This is a genomic window from bacterium (assembly GCA_035703895.1).
Taxonomy (GTDB): domain Bacteria; phylum Sysuimicrobiota; class Sysuimicrobiia; order Sysuimicrobiales; family Segetimicrobiaceae; genus Segetimicrobium.
Map to the genome: position 1 here is coordinate 16,348 of DASSXJ010000222.1, position 18,380 is coordinate 34,727.

Annotated in this window: 20 protein-coding genes; all 20 read right to left on the bottom strand. The window is 68.0% G+C overall.

Annotated features, from left to right (window positions below; genetic code table 11):
* Positions 1-40: 40 nt before the first annotated feature.
* Complete coding sequence (locus tag VFP86_14830) at positions 41-895, bottom strand: 3-hydroxybutyryl-CoA dehydrogenase (GenBank protein ID HET9000910.1); 855 nt, start codon at positions 893-895, stop codon at positions 41-43.
* A gap of 49 nt (positions 896-944) precedes the next feature.
* Positions 945-2,249 carry a thymidine phosphorylase gene (locus VFP86_14835; protein HET9000911.1) on the bottom strand — a complete coding sequence of 435 codons (1,305 nt, stop codon included), beginning with the start codon at positions 2,247-2,249 and terminating at the stop codon, positions 945-947.
* Positions 2,236-3,081: a purine-nucleoside phosphorylase gene (locus VFP86_14840; GenBank protein HET9000912.1), complete on the bottom strand. Its 846-nt coding sequence runs from the start codon at positions 3,079-3,081 to the stop codon at positions 2,236-2,238. The genes VFP86_14835 and VFP86_14840 overlap by 14 nt, the downstream gene beginning before the upstream one ends.
* Complete coding sequence (locus tag VFP86_14845; protein ID HET9000913.1) at positions 3,078-4,262, bottom strand: phosphopentomutase; 1,185 nt, start codon at positions 4,260-4,262, stop codon at positions 3,078-3,080. The genes VFP86_14840 and VFP86_14845 overlap by 4 nt, the downstream gene beginning before the upstream one ends.
* A 21-nt stretch (positions 4,263-4,283) precedes the next feature.
* Positions 4,284-4,763, bottom strand: a complete 480-nt coding sequence (locus tag VFP86_14850; GenBank protein ID HET9000914.1) for an NUDIX hydrolase — start codon at positions 4,761-4,763, stop codon at positions 4,284-4,286.
* 90 nt (positions 4,764-4,853) lie between these two features.
* On the bottom strand, positions 4,854-5,756 hold the full coding sequence (gene ilvE / locus VFP86_14855; protein HET9000915.1) for a branched-chain-amino-acid transaminase: 903 nt from the start codon (positions 5,754-5,756) through the stop codon (positions 4,854-4,856).
* 35 nt (positions 5,757-5,791) lie between these two features.
* Positions 5,792-7,465 carry a CTP synthase gene (locus VFP86_14860; protein ID HET9000916.1) on the bottom strand — a complete coding sequence of 558 codons (1,674 nt, stop codon included), beginning with the start codon at positions 7,463-7,465 and terminating at the stop codon, positions 5,792-5,794.
* 53 nt (positions 7,466-7,518) lie between these two features.
* Positions 7,519-8,388 carry an NAD(+)/NADH kinase gene (locus VFP86_14865; GenBank protein ID HET9000917.1) on the bottom strand — a complete coding sequence of 290 codons (870 nt, stop codon included), beginning with the start codon at positions 8,386-8,388 and terminating at the stop codon, positions 7,519-7,521.
* Positions 8,385-9,239, bottom strand: a complete 855-nt coding sequence (locus VFP86_14870) for a TlyA family RNA methyltransferase (protein ID HET9000918.1) — start codon at positions 9,237-9,239, stop codon at positions 8,385-8,387. Before VFP86_14870 ends, VFP86_14865 begins: the two co-directional genes overlap by 4 nt.
* 5 nt (positions 9,240-9,244) lie before the next feature.
* On the bottom strand, positions 9,245-9,511 hold the full coding sequence (locus tag VFP86_14875; protein HET9000919.1) for an acylphosphatase: 267 nt from the start codon (positions 9,509-9,511) through the stop codon (positions 9,245-9,247).
* A 16-nt stretch (positions 9,512-9,527) separates the two neighbouring features.
* Positions 9,528-9,950, bottom strand: coding sequence for a transcription antitermination factor NusB (gene nusB / locus VFP86_14880; protein ID HET9000920.1), 423 nt, complete (start codon positions 9,948-9,950; stop codon positions 9,528-9,530).
* Positions 9,951-10,049: 99 nt separating this feature from the next.
* On the bottom strand, positions 10,050-10,994 hold the full coding sequence (locus VFP86_14885; protein ID HET9000921.1) for a bifunctional riboflavin kinase/FAD synthetase: 945 nt from the start codon (positions 10,992-10,994) through the stop codon (positions 10,050-10,052).
* On the bottom strand, positions 10,969-11,916 hold the full coding sequence (truB, locus tag VFP86_14890) for a tRNA pseudouridine(55) synthase TruB (protein HET9000922.1): 948 nt from the start codon (positions 11,914-11,916) through the stop codon (positions 10,969-10,971). Before truB ends, VFP86_14885 begins: the two co-directional genes overlap by 26 nt.
* Positions 11,917-11,924: 8 nt before the next feature.
* Positions 11,925-12,896, bottom strand: coding sequence for a bifunctional oligoribonuclease/PAP phosphatase NrnA (locus tag VFP86_14895; protein ID HET9000923.1), 972 nt, complete (start codon positions 12,894-12,896; stop codon positions 11,925-11,927).
* A complete protein-coding gene (gene rbfA, locus VFP86_14900) occupies positions 12,862-13,254 on the bottom strand; it encodes a 30S ribosome-binding factor RbfA (GenBank protein ID HET9000924.1) in 393 nt (130 codons plus the stop codon). Before rbfA ends, VFP86_14895 begins: the two co-directional genes overlap by 35 nt.
* A gap of 9 nt (positions 13,255-13,263) precedes the next feature.
* The gene (locus VFP86_14905; protein ID HET9000925.1) at positions 13,264-13,545 is read right to left on the bottom strand and encodes a DUF503 domain-containing protein; all 282 of its coding nucleotides are present in this window, start codon (positions 13,543-13,545) and stop codon (positions 13,264-13,266) included.
* 40 nt (positions 13,546-13,585) lie between these two features.
* A complete protein-coding gene (gene infB, locus VFP86_14910; protein ID HET9000926.1) occupies positions 13,586-16,186 on the bottom strand; it encodes a translation initiation factor IF-2 in 2,601 nt (866 codons plus the stop codon).
* Between the two features lie 18 nt (positions 16,187-16,204).
* Entirely contained in the window at positions 16,205-16,567 is a 363-nt protein-coding gene (locus VFP86_14915) for a YlxR family protein (GenBank protein HET9000927.1), read from the bottom strand.
* Positions 16,568-16,570: 3 nt separating this feature from the next.
* On the bottom strand, positions 16,571-17,782 hold the full coding sequence (gene nusA, locus VFP86_14920; protein HET9000928.1) for a transcription termination factor NusA: 1,212 nt from the start codon (positions 17,780-17,782) through the stop codon (positions 16,571-16,573).
* A 7-nt stretch (positions 17,783-17,789) separates the two neighbouring features.
* A partial coding sequence (gene rimP, locus VFP86_14925; protein ID HET9000929.1) for a ribosome maturation factor RimP occupies positions 17,790-18,380 on the bottom strand: 591 nt, incomplete at its 5' end.

An 18,380-nucleotide genomic window follows, 5' to 3' on the forward strand; every position in this document is an offset into this window, starting at 1 on the left:
CTTCCCACGCCGATGCGTCCCCGCGGCCCCGTAGTGGACGCTACGCGCGCGGGTACTCATAGAACCCCTTCCCCGTCTTTCGGCCGTGGTACCCTGCGAGCACCATCTTGCGCAAGAGGGGCGGGGCCGCGTACCGCGCGTCCTTGAACTCGGCAAACATCGCCTCCGCAATATAGTATGTCGTATCGATCCCTACAAAGTCCAGCAGCGTCAGAGGTCCCATGGGGTGGTTGAGCCCGAGTCGCACCGCGACATCGATATCCTCCTTGCTCGCCACCCCCAATTCGAGCGCCCGGACCGCGTCGAGGAGATACGGCACCAGGAGGAGGTTGACGATGAACCCTGGGTAGTCTTTGCAGGCGACGACGGTCTTCCCCAGCCCTTCGCAAAACGCCCGTGCCTGCGCCAGAGTGTCCTCCGCGGTGCCGAGACCCCGGATCATCTCGACCGGCTGCATCACGGGGACGGGGTTAAAGAAGTGCAGCCCGAGGAACCGATCCGCCCGCTTGGTGGCCGAGGCCATCTCCGTGATCGACAACGAGCTGGTGTTGCTGGCGAAGATCGTCTTGGGAGGACAGAGCCCGTCCAATTCAGCAAACAGCCGCTTCTTGTCGTCCATCTTCTCGATGATGGCTTCGAGCACGATCTCGCACCCGCTGAGGTCGGCGAGCCGGACGGTTCCTCGGATCCGGGCGCGCGCGGCCTTTCGGTCCGCGTCGGTCAGCTTCGCCCGCGCCACCCCCCGCTCCATCGATTGATCGACCCGTTCGAGGCCCCGTCGCAGGAGGTCGTCGGTGACTTCGCGGACGATCACCTGGTATCCGGCCCGGGCGCACACCTCGGCGATCCCCGACCCCATCAGTCCGCACCCGATGACGCCGACCGTCTGAAACATCTCTCTTCACCCCCCAAGATGCCTGACGCACCCGCCGCGCCGCTTTGGTTTACGTCACCACCGAGTCGACGAGTGGAGGCCTCGTGGAGATGCCGGCGCCGACACGATAGGCAGACCGCACCCGCCGGATCCCCTCGTCCACCCGCTGCGCCTCGCTCGTGTGGATGACCGCGAGCGCCTCCCCCCGGTCGACATGGTCCCCGAGTTTCCGCTCGATCACGAGCCCCGCCGCCGGGTCGATCCGGTCTTCCGCCCGCGCCCGTCCGGCTCCCAACACCATCGCGGCGCCGCCGAGCACCTCCGCGTCCACCGCGAGCACCGTGCCCTGCGCCTCGGACGAAACGGGCTGCCGGATGGGCGCCTGCGGCAGCCGCTCGAGGTGGTCGACGACGGCGCGGTCCCCTCCCTGAGAGGCCACCATCTCACGAAACTTGGCGAGGGCGGCGCCGCCGCCGAGCCGGTCTTCGAGCAAGGCGCGTCCCGCTGGATCGTCGGGCGCGATCCCTGCGAGGACCAGCATCTGCGACCCCAGGACGAGGCAGAGCTCTCGGAGGTCGGCGGGACCGTCCCCCTGGAGCGTGCGGATCGCCTCTGCCACCTCGAGGGCGTTGCCGACCGCTCGGCCGAGAGGTTCGTCCATCGCGCTGATGATCGCTACGGTTCGGCGGCCTGCCGACCGGCCGATCTCGACCATCGCCGTGGCCAGGGCTCGGGCCGCATCTGGCGTCTTCATGAACGCGCCGCTTCCGAACTTCACGTCGAGGACGATCGCCTCGCTCCCCGCCGCGATCTTCTTGCTCATGACGCTGCTCGCGATCAACGGCACGCTGTCCACGGTCGCCGTCACGTCGCGGAGCGCGTACAGGCGCTTATCGGCCGGGACGAGGGAAGCGGACTGGCTCACGATCGCGCAGCCGATGCGATTGACCTGCGCGATGAGCTCGTTGCCCGACAGCTCAATCCGAAACCCCGGGATCGATTCCAGCTTATCGAGGGTCCCGCCCGTGTGCCCAAGGCCCCGCCCGGAGAGCTTCGCAACACGCGCCCCGCAGCTCGCCACGAGCGGCACCAGCACGAGGGACGTTTTATCGCCCACCCCGCCCGTGCTGTGCTTGTCCACCGTCCGGCCGCGTACGCCCCGGAGGTCGAGCCGCTCTCCGCTGTCGACCATCGCGATCGTCAAGGCGGTGGTCTCCGCGGCGCTCATCCCCCGAAAATACACCGCCATCAAGAACGCCGCGATCTGGGCGTCGGAGATCTCCTCCCGCACGAACCCGTCGATCAGCCAACGGATCTCGGCCTCGGTCAAGGTACCGCCGTCGCGCTTTTTCTGAATCAACTCATAGGCGCGCACGGTCCGCTCCCGACGCCGGCAGGTCGCGCACGATCCGGCGGATCAGCCTGATGAAATGCGGCTCCAGGTCCCGAGCAGCCCGTAGCACGGCCTCGTGCGACGGCGGCTCGGCCCCGCCGGCCACATTCGTGATCGCGGAGATCCCAAGCACCCGGATCCCGGCGTGCCTGGCGACGATGACCTCGGACACCGTGGACATCCCGACCGCATCCGCTCCCCACCGGGCCATCATCGTCAATTCGGCCGGCGTCTCGTACGACGGCCCGGACACCGCCAGGTACACGCCCTGCCGCACCGGCACCCCCTCGTCGCGGGCGGCGCGCAGCGCGAGCACGACGAGATCGGGATCGTAGGCGCCCGACAGATCCGGGAAACGGGGGCCGAGCGCCTCGTCGTTGGGCCCGATCAGCGGGTTCGTCCCCGTGAAGTTGATGTGATCGGTGATGACCATCAGGTCCCCGGGCCGGAACCTTCGCGTGATGCCCCCCGCCGCGTTCGTCACGATCAGGATGCGAACGCCGAGCGCCGCCAGCACCCGGATCGACAGCGTCACCTCCGCGGAGGTGTACCCCTCGTACAGGTGAACCCGTCCCTGCATCATGATCACCGGCCGGTCTTCAAGCCGGCCCACCACCAGCCGACCCGGGTGCCCGGACGCATTCGGCACCGGGAACCGCGGAATGTCCGCATAGGGAATCACGACGTCTGTGGCCGCCGCGTCGGCCAGCGAGCCGAGGCCGCTTCCGAGGATGATTCCCAACTGCGGGAACGGGATGCCGGTCCGACGGCGGATCGCGGCGACGGCCTCGTCGATCCGCGCCCGGTCCGTCATCCGGTGAGGACCTGCTCGAGGAAGCTCGTGCCGGCCGCTGGTGCCGGGGTCCCGAGTGCCGCCGCCACGGTCGCACCCACGTCCGCGAACGTCGACCGGATCGCGAGGTCGATCCCCCCCGCCACCCGCGGCCCCGCGACGAGGAGGGGCACGTACTCCCGGCTGTGATCGGTGCTCTGACTCGTCGGGTCGTTTCCGTGGTCGGCGGTAATGATCAGGAGATCCGGCGGTCCGAGCCGCGTTACGACGGCGGCCATCGCCGCATCGATCTGTTCGAGGTCCTGCCCGTACCCGCGCGCGTTGTTCCTGTGCCCGAACAGCGTATCGAGATCGACGAGGTTGGTGAAGATCATCCCCGTCTGCGTTGAGTCCATCGCGCGGAGGGTGGCCTGCATCCCATCGAGGTCGTTGTGCGTGTGGATCGACTCGGTGATTCCCCGACCGGCGAACAGGTCGTGGATCTTCCCGATGGCCACGACCGGATGTCCGGCCTCCTGCACGCGGTCGAGCACCGTGGGGACCGGCGGGGGCACGGAGAAGTCACGCCTGCGGTCGGTGCGCACAAACGCTCCAGGCGCACCGATGAACGGTCTCGCGATGACGCGGCCGACCGCATGGGGACCGGTCAGGATCTCGCGCGCGATTCGACAGTCCCGGTACAGCTCATCGACCGGGGTACGCGCTTCGTGCCCCGCGATCTGGAACACGCTGTCCGCGGACGTGTATACGATGGGGCGCCCCGTTCGCAAGTGCTCCCCGCCCAGCTCCTCGATGATCTCGGTGCCGGAGGCGGGGCGGTTGCCGAGGACGCGATACCCGATGCGCGCCTCGAACGGTTCGATCACCTCCGGCGGAAACCCGCGCGGGTACGTGGGAAACGGCCGATCGAGGACGACCCCCATCAGTTCCCAATGTCCGGTGGTGCTGTCTTTTCCCGGGGAGCGCTCGGCCATCTTCCCAAACGCCCCGGCCGGCGAAGGATCGGGTGGCACGCCCAAGATCGCCGCGACGCGCCCGAGCCCCAGATGTCCCATCGTCGGCAGGGCCAGCCCGCCGCAGGCCGCGGCGGTGTGGGGCAACGTGCTCGCTCCGTCGTCCCCGTAGCGGGCGGCGTCGGGGAGGGCGCCGACGCCGCAGCTGTCGAGCACGATCACGAGGATACGATCGGGCGAGGTCACCACGTCCGCCTCGGTCGAGCCCGGTCAGCCGCGGTGCGCGAGGCGCTCCCGCGCCATCGTGATGCCGATGATCGTCTTGGCATCCCGAATCTCGCCGGCGTCGATCCGGCGATACGCCTCCTCGAGCGGCAGGGACTCCACGCGCAGATCTTCCTCCTCGCGCGCCGCCGCCTCCGGGCGCAGGTCCTCCGCCAGGAAGACGTGGATCTCCTCGGAGAGCACTCCGGGCGAAGGGTAGAAGGAGATCAGGGGATCCCATCGTCCGGCTGCGCGACCCACTTCCTCTGCCAGTTCACGGCGCGCGCATTCCAGCGGGGTTTCACCCGGCTCGAGGGTGCCTGCGGGGACTTCCAGAAGTTCTGCGGCCACCGCGTGGCGGAACTGACGGACCAAGAGCACGTCCCGGTCGGCCGTCAGCGCGACCATCGCCACGGCCCCCGGATGTTCGACGACCTCCAACACCTTCCGCCGGCCGCTCGGGTACGCCACCTCATCGAGGCGCACTGAGATGCGACGTCCGTCATACCCCCGGCGGCTCGTGATGAGGCGCCGCCCAGGGGGAAGAGGCTGCATCAGGCGCAGGTCAGCCGCGGCTCACGCCTTGGCCGGGGCTTTGGGCGCTTCGTAGACAGGTGTGCCTTCTCTGAGGGCCAGCTCCCGGAACGCCGCGAGGATGCGTAGGGTCATGGGACCGGGCCGCCCCGTGCCGATCTTCCGTCCGTCCAGTTCGACCACGGGCCCGAGTTCCGCGCCGGTCCCGGTCAGGAAGCACTCGTCCGCCGTGTACATGTCGTGGAGGGTCAACACCTGCTCCACGGCCGGGATCCCCAGGCCCGCGCAGAGATCGAGGACGGTCTGGCGCGTCACTCCCTGCAGAATGCCGAGGTAGGCCGGCGGGGTCAGCGCGCGTCCCGCCTTGACGACAAACACGTTGTCGGCCGTGCATTCCGCGACGTACCCCTCGGTGGTCAGCATCAGGCCCTCGTCGACCCCGACGAGATTGGCCTCCATTCTGGCCAGGATGTTGTTGAGGTAGTTGCAGGTCTTGATGCGCGGGTTCAGCACATCGACCGGACGCTGGCGGGTGGACGTGGTAATCATGCGGAGGCCTTTGCGATATGCCTCCTCCGGATACAGCTGAATCGAGTCCACAATCACGACGACGTTCGGTCGAGGGCATTTGCGCGGGTCGATCCCGAGGTCTCCGGGGCCCCTCGACACCACCGGGCGGATGTACGCATCCCTGAGGCCGGTCCGGCGCACGGTCTCGAGGATGGCATCGATCATCTCCTGCCGGCTGAGGGGGACCTGGATCCCCAACGTGTGCGCGGATTCGAAGAGCCGATCCACGTGCGCGTCGAGTTTGAACACCCGGCCGTGGTAAGCGCGGATCCCTTCGAACACGCCATCCCCATACAGGAACCCATGGTCATAGACGGAGACGGTCGCTTCCTCTTTCGCGACGAAGCGGCCGTTCACGTAGATCACCGTAGCCATTGCGCTCCCCTCTCTGTGTGCATCATGCTCGGACCTCACCTGTTCGCCGCTGGCGTAGAGCGCTCCTTTGGTCTGCGTTCCATCAACCGCTGTTGTTCACGAAGCGCGGCGGCGATGAATGCGCGATAGAGCGGGTGCGGCCGGTTTGGCCGCGATCGGTACTCGGCGTGAAACTGCGTGCCGAGGAACCACGGGTGGTCGGCGAGCTCGACGATCTCCACAAGCTCCCGGTTGGGATACAGCCCGGTGACCCGCAGGCCGTGCTGCACGAGCGTCGGCAGATAGTCGTTGTTGACCTCGAATCGATGGCGGTGGCGCTCCTGCACTTCCGGCACGCCGTAGGCTTCGCCGGCCAGCGATCCGGGCGTGAGCCGGCATGGATAGAGGCCCAGCCGCATCGTGCCGCCCTTGTCGGTGACGGCCTGCTGTTCCGGCAGCAGGCTGATCACCGGATGCGGCGTGTGTGGATCGACCTCGGTTGTGTTGGCTCCGGCCAGCCCGCAGACGTTCCGCGCGAATTCGACGACCGCCCACTGCATGCCGTAACAGTCGCCGAAGAACGGCACGCGGTGCTGCCGAGCAAATTGAACCGCCTTGATCTTGCCTTCCACCCCCCGCGACCCAAACCCGGGACACACCAAGATGCCGTCGTACGCCCCGAGCAGGCCCGCCAGGTCCGGCTCGCTGAGCGCCTCGAGCGCTTCCGAGTCTTGCTTCGTGATCGCCACGCGTGCGCCGGTGACGATCCCGCCGTGGCGCAGCGCCTCTTCGATGCTGACGTACGAATCCTCGTTGCCCACGTACTTGCCCACCAGCGCGATCCGCACCGCCGCGGTCGGATGCCGGAGGCGTTCGACCATCGTCCGCCACTCCGCCAGCTCGGGTGGGCGGGCCGGCAGCTGAAGGCGGCGCTCGACGATCTGGGGGAGTCCTTCGTCCTCCAGAATCAAGGGAACCTCGTAAATGCTCTGCGCATCGATCGCCTGGATCACCGCCTCACGCGGCACGTCGCAGAACAAGGCGAGTTTGTCACGAAGGCTCCGGCCGAGCGGGCGCTCGGTTCGGCAGACGATCACGTCGGGTTGAATGCCGATCCCGCGGAGCTCCTTGACGCTGTGCTGCGTGGGCTTCGTCTTCAGCTCCCCGGCGCTCTTCAAATAGGGGATCAACGAGACGTGGATATACATCACGCTCTCTTCCCCGACGTGAAACTTGAACTGCCGGATCGCCTCGAGGAACGGCAGGCTCTCGATGTCGCCCACCGTTCCGCCGACCTCCACGATCGTGATCTCCGCCGTCTGGGCGCGAGCGACCCGCGTGATCTCGTCACGAATCTCGTTGGTCACGTGGGGAATGACCTGGACGGTCCCGCCCAGGTACTCTCCCCGCCTCTCGCGCGCGATCACGGCGCCGTAGATCTTCCCGGTCGTGGTGTTGTTGTCGCGGCTCAGGTTCGCGTCGATGAAGCGCTCGTAGTGGCCGAGGTCCATGTCCGTCTCCGCCCCGTCGTCGGTGACGAACACCTCGCCGTGTTGAAACGGGTTCATGGTACCGGCATCCACGTTCACGTAGGGATCGAACTTGAGAAGCGTGACCCGCCACCCGCGGCTCCGGAGCAGGCGGCCCAGCGAGGCGGATGTGATCCCTTTGCCGAGCGCGGAGGCGACGCCCCCGGTGACGAAGATATACTTCGATCCCTGCGGCGTCATCGACGAGGCCCCCCCCGTGCGCCTGATTTGCTCGCGCTGCGTTGCTGCATCCCCTATCGTTCACCCCACGTCAGTTTGGTGCGCAGGAGGCTGTAGAAGCCTCCGGGTCCCAAACGGACGAGCCGTGTGTGGTGGGGTGAGCGTTCGACCCGCACCTCATCCCCCGGCTGAAGGGGGTAGCCTTCCTGCCCGTCCACGGTGAGAATGGGCGGGGCGCCGACCGGGTCGACCTGGATCACAATCGTGTCGCCGGCGGACACCAGCACGGCCCGCCCGTTGAGCGTGTGGGCGCAGATGGGGGTGAGCACGAGTCCTTCGACCGCCGGATGCACGATGGGCCCGCCGGCGGACAGGGAGTAGGCGGTGGATCCCGTCGGCGTCGCGACGATCATGCCGTCGGCGAGATGGGTCGCCAGGTGCTCGGTATTGACAAAGGTGCGCAGTTTGACCAGCCGGGCATAGCCGCTCTTGGTGATGACGATGTCGTTGAGCGCCAGAAACTCTTGACTCGTCCGGCCCTCGCGCTCCACGCGGGCGCGGAGCATCATGCGCTCGTCCAGCCGGAAGTCGCCTTCCAGGAGGCGGTGCAGGGCCCGTTCCACCTCCGGACCGTTGACCTCGGCGAGAAATCCAAACCCGCCAAGGTTGACCCCGAGGATGGGGATGCCATAGGGCGCCGCGGATCTCGCGGCGCGCAGAATCGTCCCGTCCCCGCCAAAGACGACGACCACGTCCGCCCGGCGCACGAGCTCGCCTTCGGGCACCCCCAGGGCCGCGTGTCCCAGAATCTCGGCGCTGCCCGCGTTGAGCACCACCGCGACGCCACGCTCGGTGAGGAGGCTCACCGCCTCCCTCGCCAGGCGAGCGACCTCGAGGTTGGCGTGGAGCTTGTCCACGTTCACGTGGAGGCCGACGGTCCTCACGCGCGTCTCCCGCGCCCTGCCACGCGAGCGTGCGCCTCCGCCACGGCGGCGTCGAGCGCGGCGTCCGGCAGGACCGCGTCTGCCCCGCGGACGAGGTGGGCGAGGAACTCTACATTGCCGGCGGGGCCCAGGATCGGCGACGGGACGACGCCCACAGGACCGAGGCCGGCGGCCAGAGCGGTTTCGAGGACGGTGCGAAGGACCTCGCGGTGGACGCCGGGATCTCGCACCACGCCGCCCCGCCTGACGTGCTCCCGTCCCGCCTCGAACTGCGGCTTTATGAGGGCGACCGCGCACCCCCCGGGGGCGAGCAGGGCCGCGATCGGCCTCCAGACCAGCCGCAGGCTGATGAACGCGAGGTCGGCGGTGACCAGGCCGCACGCCGCGCCGACCTGCTCCGGCGTGAGGTAGCGGGCGTTCGTGCCCTCAAGGCACACCACCCGGGGATCGGTTCGCAGGCGCCAGGACAACTGGCCGCGCCCCACGTCCACGGCGTACACTCGCGCCGCCCCCGCGCGCAGCAGGCAATCGGTGAACCCGCCCGTGCTTGCGCCCAGGTCGACCGTCACCTTACCCCGGACGTCGATCCCAAACGTGCGCAGGGCATGGGCGAGCTTGACGCCCCCGCGGCTTGCGTAGGGTTCCTCGCGCCGGTGCACCTCCACTGTCATCTGCGGGGTGATCCGGCGGCCCGGCTTGTCGGCGACCCTCCCGTCAACGAGGACGAGCCCGGCCATGATCGCGCTCTGGGCTTCCCTACGCGTGGCTGCGAGTCCGTGCAGGACGAGCCATTGGTCGAGTCGACCTGCTTCATCGATCACGGCGGACGGGGAACGCGGCAGGCGGGTCATCCTCGCTAGCGAATCATGAACGTTCGCTCGCGCGCCGGTGCGTCCTCCCAGTCGATCCGCACGTCCCGTACCAGCGCCCCCGGGGGTCCGTCGCGAACGATCCCGATCAGTGTCTCGAGCTTCGCTCGATCGCCTTCAGCCGTGATCTCGACGTGTCCGTCGGGGAGGTTGCGGGTCGTTCCCGTGAGCCCCAGCGCGCGGGCGCGCGTCGCCGTGAAGTGACGGAACCCCACGCCCTGGACCCGTCCCGTCACCACGATGTGGATCCGCACGCGATGCGAGCCTGCCTCACACGTCGGCAGCCTGTCCTACCAGCGAGAGCATGCCGGAGCGAACGACGTGGCCCAGAAGTCCGTTGACAAATCGGCCTGAGTCCTCGGTGCTGTAGCGTTTGGCCAGCTCCACGGCTTCGTTGATGATGACGCGAACGGAGGTGGTGGTGTGTTGCAGCTCAAAGATCGCCATGCGGAGGATGTTGCGATCGACGGCGGCCATGCGCTCGATCGTCCAGTGCTCCGCCACCTGGGCGATCATCACGTCGATCTCTGATGCGTGCGCCTGCGTCCCTCGAGAGAGGGTCTCTACGAGGGCCCAATCCTCGGGGAGCCAGTCCGGCGCGGCGACCGAGGCCAAGGCGTCCTCGAGGGACAGCTGCCCGACGTCCAGCTGAAAGAGGACCTGTAGCGCCGCCTCGCGTGCCCGCCGTCGCATCGTCTCCCAAACAAACTGACCACCAGATCGGTGGTCAGGCTCTCTCCTGTGGGGCCTGGCGCGCCCCGTTGGCTTTCCTGCGGTTGTCCCGCGCCTGCACTACAGTATTATACCTTGGTCCCTGGCGACAAGCAACTCCCGTACCTGCGAGACGTCCCGGCGGATTTGCCGGCTCAACGCCTCCGCGTCCGGAAACGCGCGTTCTTCCCGAATTCTCCCCACGAACTCAACCTGTATCGGCTCGCCGACGAGATCTCCACTGAACTCGAGCAGGTGGGTCTCGATCGAGATCTCCGTCCCACTAAACGTCGGTCGTCTGCCCACGTTCGTCGCGCCTCCGAATCGCCGACCGCCCACGTCGACGATTGAGGCGTAGACGCCGATGCGGGGGAGGATCTTGCGAGGCGAGTCTACGGCGAGGTTCGCGGTGGGGAACCCGATCGTACGCCCCCGCCCCTCGCCCGAGGTCACGCGTCCCCGAAGAGCGTACCTTCGACCGAGCAGCCGCGCGGCCTCATCGACCAGTCCTTCCCGCAGCGCCCCGCGGATGCGGCTGCTGCTGACCGGTTCGCCGTCGATCAACACGGCGGGCACGAGGGTGACGTCCACCCCCCGCGTCCGCCCCCACTCCACGAGGCGCTGCGCGGTACCTTCCCGCCGGTATCCAAACGTATACGACGACCCCACAAAGACCGCCCGGGCGCGCAGGCGCTCCCCCAGGATCTCGTTCATCCAATCCCGCGCGGCCGTCTGGGAGAACGCCAGGTCGAAGGGAAGCACGAGGGCCACATCGACCCCGAGTCCAGACAGCAGCGCGAGACGCTCCTCCACCGTGGTGAGCAACACCGGCTCGGGGCTCGGGCGGAGCACCTCGAGCGGATGCGGCTCGAACGTCACCGCCACCGATTGTCCCCCACTATCGCGCGCACGGGTCACCGCACCCCGGATGACCTGTTGATGGCCGAGGTGGAGACCGTCAAAGGTGCCGAGGGCAAGGGCGGAATCCCCTGGGGAAAACTCATCGAGGCCGCGAGCGGTGAGCAACGAGCCCTCCTCCATCGCCGGCCAGCACCTTGAATGGTCGAAGCGCTCCTCCGTGCACGCGCGCCAGGGCGATGAGGGCCCCGCGCCGGCTGCGGAGGCGGACCGGACCATCCTCGGGTACCGTGGTCCCGGCCACCTTCCATAAGGGCACGGAGTGGCCGTTCATCACCTCGGCGACGCTCCGGTCTGAAAGGTCGACGGCAGGGAGGTGGGCAACGGCCTGGTCCATCGGGACCACGGCGTCCCCCAGTCCTCCGGTCGCGGCCGCGGCGGCCAGCTCCTCGAGCGTCATCGCGTCGCGGATCTCGAACCCGCCGGCCCTCGTGCGGACCATGAAGTGCGCGTATCCCCCCACCCCGAGGGCGTCCCCGACATCCGCACAGAGCTTTCGAATATAGGTCCCCTTGCCGCATGCGACCTCGAGCAGCGCGGCGGCCTGCTCCCGGTCGAATCGGAGGATCTCGATCCGATGCACGGTCACCGAACGCGGTTGGAGGTCCACCATCTCTCCGCGTCGCGCCAGTTGGTACAGCCGGGCCCCCTCATGATGAATGGCCGACACCATCGGGGGCACTTGAAGGATCTCCCCCGTGAATCGCTTGAGGACGCCCTCGAGTGCGGCCCGGGTGAGCGCACGCCGGACGCCGGGCGTCCCGGACGCGGGCAGGACCTCGCCGTACGCATCCCCTGTGCTCGTCCGGGTTCCCAGGCGGAGCTCCACACGGTACTCCTTGTCGGCCTCCATGAGATACTCGCTCAACCGCGTCGCACGTCCCAGGCAGCAGACAAGCACGCCGGCGGCGCCGGGATCCAGCGTCCCCGTGTGGCCGACGCGCCTCTGCGCGGCGGCCCGACGCACGACGTCGACCACGTCGTGTGACGTCATCCCGGGGGGCTTTAATACGACGAGGACGCCGTCCATGGGACCGCTCAGAGCGTCGCCGCGCTGAGTTCGCGGCGGACGGCCGCGAGCGTCTGGCGGACCACGTCGTCGACCGGTCCCTTCACGGTGAACCCGGCTGCGGCGGCGTGCCCTCCGCCTCCGAACGCCTCGGCGATCACGTTGGCCCGGACGCTTCCCACGCCGCGGAGGCTCACGGAAATCTCATCAGATTCTTCTTTGAACAGGATCGCGACCTGAATCCCGCGAACCGTCCGCAGCGCCCCGACGACGCCCTCGGACTCTTCCATGGTGGCCCCGGCCTCTTTGAGCATCGCCTGGGTGATGGTGGTCCACGCCACGCGGCCGTCTTCGCAGATCGTCATCCGGACGAGCGCCATGCCGAGCAGGCGGAGGGACGACGTAGACCGGTTTTCGTACACCTGCTCGAAGACGGCCATCGGGCTGGCGCCGGCGCGGACCAGCTCTGCCGCCAGTTCAAAGCTCTTCGGTGTGACGCTCGCATAATGGAAACTCCCCGTGTCTGTCAGAAGCGCCGTCATCAAGCACACGGCGGTCTCGGGATCCAGGCGCGGCTGGAAGGCGGTGACGATGGGGAAGACCACTTCCGCCACCGCGGCCGCCCCAGGGTCCCACAGGACCAGATCGCCGTACCCGGTGTTGCTGACGTGATGATCGACGTTCACCCAGAGGGGGACCCCCGCGGCCCTGGCGGCCAGCGCACCCGCGCGCTCCGGGGAACTGCACTCCATGAACACGACGGCGTCGAACCGCTCCCCCTCTGGGATCTCGGCGAGGACCGTGCTGCTCCCCGGGAGGAACCGGTACATCTCCGGGACGCCGTCGGAGCTCCCGACCGTCGCCCGCCGTCCTGCGCCCCGCAGCGCTCTCGCCAATGCGAGCGTGGAGCCCAAACAGTCACCGTCGGGCGAGACATGGTTGAGGAGCAGGACGTGCTGCCGGCTTTTAAGCGTCTCCGCGATCTTTGCGGCCGGGGACATCGCTGGCCTCCTCTCCCTTGGCTTCGGCGACCCGGCGCAGCAGATGCTGAACCCGGACCCCACGTTCGATCGACTCGTCCAACCTGAAATGCACTTGGGGAAGGTACCGGAGCCGGATCCGCCGCCCCAGCTCGGTGCGGATGAACCCCTGGGCGCTCGCCAAGGCGGCCATCGTCTTCGCTTTGGCTTCCTCATCGCCCAGGATGCTCACGAAGACCTTGGCATGCCGGAGGTCCTGGCTCAACTCGACATCGGTGACGGAGACAAAGCCGACGCGTGGGTCCTTCATCTCACGCTGCAGAATCGTGCTGATCTCCTGCTTGAACAGCTCACGGAGTCGCGCGAGACGGACGCTCATCGATCGACCTCACCGCATCTCGACGGCATAATCGAGGACCACGAGATCGCTGTGCCGGCCGATCGCGTCCGCGACGTGGGCGAGCACCTGGTCGGCATGCCGCACGTCCGTGCTGATGTACGCGATCGCCAATCCGGCGCGCCGCCAAGACTCCTGGTGCGCGACTTCGGCCGCGGCCACGTGAAAGCGGTGATGGAGGCGATCGAGGAGAGATTTCAGGATCCGTCGCTTGTCCTTGATGCTCTGTGTGCCGGGAAGGCTACACTCGACGTGTAGGACGCCGACCACCATCGTCCTCGCCTCCCGGTCCCCTCAGGGACGCTTCCCTTCCTCAGACCGGCTTCGCCTCGATGTCGAACGCCTCGATGACGTCCCCCTCCTTCACGTCGTTGTAGCGCTCGAGTCCGATGCCGCACTCGTACCCTTCCGTGACCTCGCGCACATCCTCCTTAAACCTTCTGAGCGACCCGATCGTCCCTTCGTGGACCACGACGCCGTCCCGAATCAGCCGCGCCCGGGCGCCCCGCAGCATCCGTCCCATGGCCATGTAGCTCCCCGCGATCGTGCCCACCCGGCTGATCGAGAAGACCTTGCGAACCTCCGCCCGCCCCAGGATCACCTCGACCATCTCCGGCGCAATGAGCCCCGTGGCGAGCTTTTTGATGTCGTCGAGCACTTCGTAAATCACCCGATACAGCCGCACGTCGACGGCCTGGGTCTCGGCCAGGCGCCGGACTTGGGGTTCGGGCCGGACGTTGAACCCGATCACCCGGGCAAAGCTGGCCGCGGCAAGCATGACGTCGGACTCGGTCACGCTGCCGACCGCCGCGTGCAGGATCGTGATGACGACCTCGCGGCTGGTCAGGCGTTCGATCGCCGCGACGAGCGCCTCCACAGAGCCCTGCACGTCCGCCTTGACGATGAGGCGGAGTTCCTTCCGCTCGGTGACCGCCCCGGTCTCTTTGGAGATCTCCTCCACGCTCAACTGGCGGATCCTCGATTGTTCGGTCGCCCGCCGCCGCTCGGTCCGCTCTTCCGCCACCGCCTTGGCGATCCGCTCGTTTGTCACGACCTCGACCAGATCGCCGGCGGCCGGTACGTCGCTGAGTCCGATCACCTCGGCCGGTATGCTTGGACCGGCCATCTGGATCCGCGCCCCCTTGTCGTCGGTCATCGCGCGAATCCGCCCGAAGGTCTCCCCGACGACGACCGCATCGCCGACGTGAAGCGTCCCATCCTGGACCAGGACCGTGGCCACCGGACCTCGGCCTTTGTCCAGCCGCGCCTCGATCACCGTGGCCTTCGCGGGCCGTTCCGGCGTCGCCCGAAGGTCGCGGAGCTCCGCGACGAGGAGTATCATCTCGAGCAGCGTGTCCAGCCCCGTCCCCTGCCGGGCCGACACCGGGACGGTGATCGTGTCGCCGCCCCATTCCTCGGGGACGAGCCCAAGATCCGCCAGTTGCTGCTTCACGCGGTCGGGATTCGCCTGCGGCAGGTCGATCTTGTTGATCGCGACGATCACCGGCACCCGCGCCGCCTTCGCGTGGTTGATCGCCTCGAGCGTCTGCGGCATCACGCCGTCTTCGGCGGCGACCACCAGCACCGCGATATCGGTCACGTGGGCGCCGCGAGCCCGAAGCGCCGTAAACGCCTCGTGACCGGGGGTATCGAGAAACGTGATCGGCTTGCCTTTCGCCTCCACCGTGTAGGCGCCGATATGCTGGGTGATCCCCCCGAACTCCTTCGCCGCGACGCTGGTCTTCCGGATGGCATCGAGGAGGCTCGTCTTTCCGTGGTCCACGTGCCCCATCACCGTGACGACGGGGGGTCTGAGTTCCCGCCCCTTCTCCTCGGCGGCGTCCGCCACAGGGACATCCAGCGTTGGGGCGAGTTCCGTTACTTCGGCGACTTCGGCGACTCTGGGAACGAAGTTGAACGCCGCCATGACTTTGCTCGCGATCTCGAGCGGGATCATGTGATTGATGCCCGCCATGACGCCAGATTCGACAAGACGCTTCACGACTTCTCCGGGGGGCACACCCATGCGCGCGGCCAAATCGCCAACCTGAATCGGCCCATCCAACTCCAGATACCGGACCGGTTGCGGGGCCGCGGCGGCGGGCGCGGCCGGGATCTCGGGGGCCGGGCGCACAGGCTCGGGGGGCCTCACCGGTTCTGCCCTCGGCTCCACCCGTGGAGTCTCCACGGGTGCCGGCGCGGGGGGCCCTTCGGGGATCACGCGAGCGCCCGTATCTGCGGCCGCGGACTCGTACCGGTGCGTTCTCCGGACGTCCGCAAACCGAATGGTCGGCTTTTCTTTAGGCGGCGCGGACGGCGCAGCCGCCTGGGCGCCAGCGGGGGCTGCCGCGGCCGCCGGGTGCTCCCTCGCCGGCTTGCCGGCCGCGACCCCCGACGGGGGGGCGCCGGTGTGAGGATCCCCGCCGGCCCTCTTGGGCTCGACCTTGGCGTCTCCCGCTTTCTTTGGAGCCGCGCGCTCCTGAGTCTTTGCCGCCACTTTGCCGCCGGGGGCCGCCGGCGCCACAGGCGCTTTCTCGGTCTTGGTCGGTGGTGCCTGCGGCGGGGCGACATCCGCCGCCGGGGCTGCCTCCGCGCGCGGCGCCCGGATGACCCGAACGCCTTTGATCTCGGATCCGTAGCTGGCCTGGAGAAACGCGCTCTGCCGGACTTTTTCCGCGTCGACCGAGGTGGACTTGCCGCGGGGGGATTCTCGTCCCGGGGTGCCGGCCGCGGCCGGCCCTCCGGATGGGGGCGCTTGTCCCTTCGCACGGGTGGCGGCTTGCCGCAGTCGCCCCACGACCGCATCGTCGAGGACGCTCATATGGTTCCGGACCGGGACTTTCATGGCCTCCAGCCGTCCGATCAGTTCCTTGCTGGTGAGGCCCAGTTCCCGGGCGAGTTCATGAACTTTCACAATATCCCTCCCGTGTGCTCACAGCGCCGGCCGTCGTCGAGGGTGTGGCTTCCCCGACGGCGGCTCGGGGCGGGGCAGCAAGATCCGTCGAACCACCGGCGCTCTCGGCGGCGCCGGGCGGACCTGCGCGCCTCGCAGTCCCTCTGCCACATCTTCTGGAATCGAGCGTTCAAGCGTTCGCGCTAGGCGCTCTTCGTGCAGCGCACGGTCGATGCACGGGGCCTGTGGACAAACATAGGCGCCCCGCCCTGAGAGTTTCCCTGTCGGATCGACCCGGACCTCGCCATCGGGCGTACGGACGATCCGGATCAGCTCTCGTTTGACCCGCATCTGGCCGCACGCCACGCACTGCCGCTGGGGAAGCCGCCGGACCTTTGGCATGGCTCACTCGGCGACCGACTTCTCCTCTACGCGAGGCGCTCCCCCGGGAGCCTCCTCCCCGGCGGGTGCCGCAGCCACCGGGACCGACTCGGGGCCGGGGACCGCTTGGCCTTCGGCGGCCGCTGGGACTTCCTCTTCCGGAGGGAGGTCGGCGAAGATCTTCTTTGCCTCCTGCTCCTTGATCTGCGACTCGCTCTTGATATCGATGCGCCACCCGGTCAGTTTGGCGGCGAGCCGGGCGTTCTGCCCCTCTTTGCCAATGGCCAGCGACAGTTGGTTATCCGGCACGATCACCAACGCCGTCTTCGTCTCCTCGGTGATCTCGACGCGGATCACCTTCGCCGGGCTCAGGGCGCTCGCGACGAAGATCGCGGGATCACTGGCCCACGGCACGATGTCGATCTTCTCCCCGCGCAGTTCGTCCACGATCGACTGGACCCGCGAGCCCTTCGGCCCAACGCACGATCCGACCGCATCGACGTTGCGATCGCGGGAGACGACCGCGACTTTGCTCCGCGCGCCGGCTTCGCGGGCGATCGCCTTGATCTCCACGATGCCTTCGTAGATCTCCGGCACCTCGATCTCGAACAGCCGCTTCAGCAACCCGGGATGGGTGCGTGACACGACGATCTGAGGCCCGCGCGTGCCCTGCTTGACCTCGACGACGTACGCCTTGACGCGATCGTTCTGCCGGTACCCTTCCCGCGGGACCTGCTCGGTCGGCGGCAACACCGCCTCGATCCGCCCGAGGTCCATGTAGACGTTCCGCCGCTCCACGCGCTGCACCGTGCCGGTAACGATATCGCCCTCCCGGTCCCGGAACTCCTTGTAGACCATGTCCCGCTCGGCCTCGCAGATCCGCTGCACGATCACCTGCTTCGCGGTCTGGGCTGCGATCCGACCGAAGTCCTTCGGGGTGACCTCGACCTCGACGATGTCTCCGACTTGGCTCTCCGCATCCCATCCCCGCGCCTCCGCGAGGGGGACTTCGCTGTTCGGATCGGTCACGCTCTCGACGATCGTTCGGACGCTGAATACGTGCTGCTCGCCGGTTTCCCGGTCTAGCTCGATTCGGATGTTTTGGGCCGCCGATCCGAAATTCTTCTTGTAGGCGGAGAGCAATGCCGCCTCGATGGCCTCAACGAGGACGTCCTTGCCGAGGCCCTTTTCTTCCTCCAGTTGCTGGATGGCCTTGATCAGCTCCGCGTTGTTCACTTGCCGCTCACCTCCAGCCTGCCCGGCTGTCCTCCGCATGGAGGGCCCCGCGCCCTTTCGCGGTCGCCCTGGAGCGCTTGAAGTCCTCGCGCAACTCTGCCATCTCGACGATGAGGTGGGCCTGAGCGATCTCGTCCTGTGCCAGGCGCACCTCACGCCCATCCTCCAGCATGATCGCCACCCGGCCGTCGACGAGCCCGAGCAGGCGTCCTCGAAACCGCCGCTGCCCCTCGATGGGGGCGACCGCCGTCACCGCGACGTTCCGCCCCGAGAAACGGATGAAATCACGCGGCCGGCGGAGCGGGCGGTCCAGCCCCGGGGAGGCGACCTCCAACGTGTACGAGTCCACGAGCAGATCGTACAGGTCGAGCTCCCGGCTGAGGTCCTCGCTCACCCGGGCGCAATCCTCCACCCCGGCGCCCCCGTCCCGGTCAACCAGCACCCGAACGATCTGGTGGCGTCCCGTCCCCATGAGCTCCACATCGACCACCTCGAGACCGCGTCTCGCCGCGATCGGCCCCGCCAGTCCCGCCACGTGCTCAGCAATCTCCTGGCGCCTCACCGATTTTGCCCCCACAAACATGCGCCCCAGCCTTTG

What these genes read in the sequence shown, in the direction of transcription:
- VFP86_14915 (HET9000927.1), bottom strand. Translation starts at nt 16,567, where the DNA reads ATGCCAAAGGTCCGGCGGCTTCCCCAGCGGCAGTGCGTGGCGTGCGGC.
- VFP86_14905 (HET9000925.1), bottom strand. Translation starts at nt 13,545, where the DNA reads ATGGTGGTCGGCGTCCTACACGTCGAGTGTAGCCTTCCCGGCACACAG.
- VFP86_14895 (HET9000923.1), bottom strand. Translation starts at nt 12,896, where the DNA reads ATGTCCCCGGCCGCAAAGATCGCGGAGACGCTTAAAAGCCGGCAGCAC.
- VFP86_14840 (HET9000912.1), bottom strand. Translation starts at nt 3,081, where the DNA reads ATGACGGACCGGGCGCGGATCGACGAGGCCGTCGCCGCGATCCGCCGT.
- truB (HET9000922.1), bottom strand. Translation starts at nt 11,916, where the DNA reads ATGGACGGCGTCCTCGTCGTATTAAAGCCCCCCGGGATGACGTCACAC.
- VFP86_14870 (HET9000918.1), bottom strand. Translation starts at nt 9,239, where the DNA reads ATGACCCGCCTGCCGCGTTCCCCGTCCGCCGTGATCGATGAAGCAGGT.
- nusB (HET9000920.1), bottom strand. Translation starts at nt 9,950, where the DNA reads ATGCGACGGCGGGCACGCGAGGCGGCGCTACAGGTCCTCTTTCAGCTG.
- VFP86_14860 (HET9000916.1), bottom strand. Translation starts at nt 7,465, where the DNA reads ATGACGCCGCAGGGATCGAAGTATATCTTCGTCACCGGGGGCGTCGCC.
- VFP86_14830 (HET9000910.1), bottom strand. Translation starts at nt 895, where the DNA reads ATGTTTCAGACGGTCGGCGTCATCGGGTGCGGACTGATGGGGTCGGGG.
- rbfA (HET9000924.1), bottom strand. Translation starts at nt 13,254, where the DNA reads ATGAGCGTCCGTCTCGCGCGACTCCGTGAGCTGTTCAAGCAGGAGATC.
- ilvE (HET9000915.1), bottom strand. Translation starts at nt 5,756, where the DNA reads ATGGCTACGGTGATCTACGTGAACGGCCGCTTCGTCGCGAAAGAGGAA.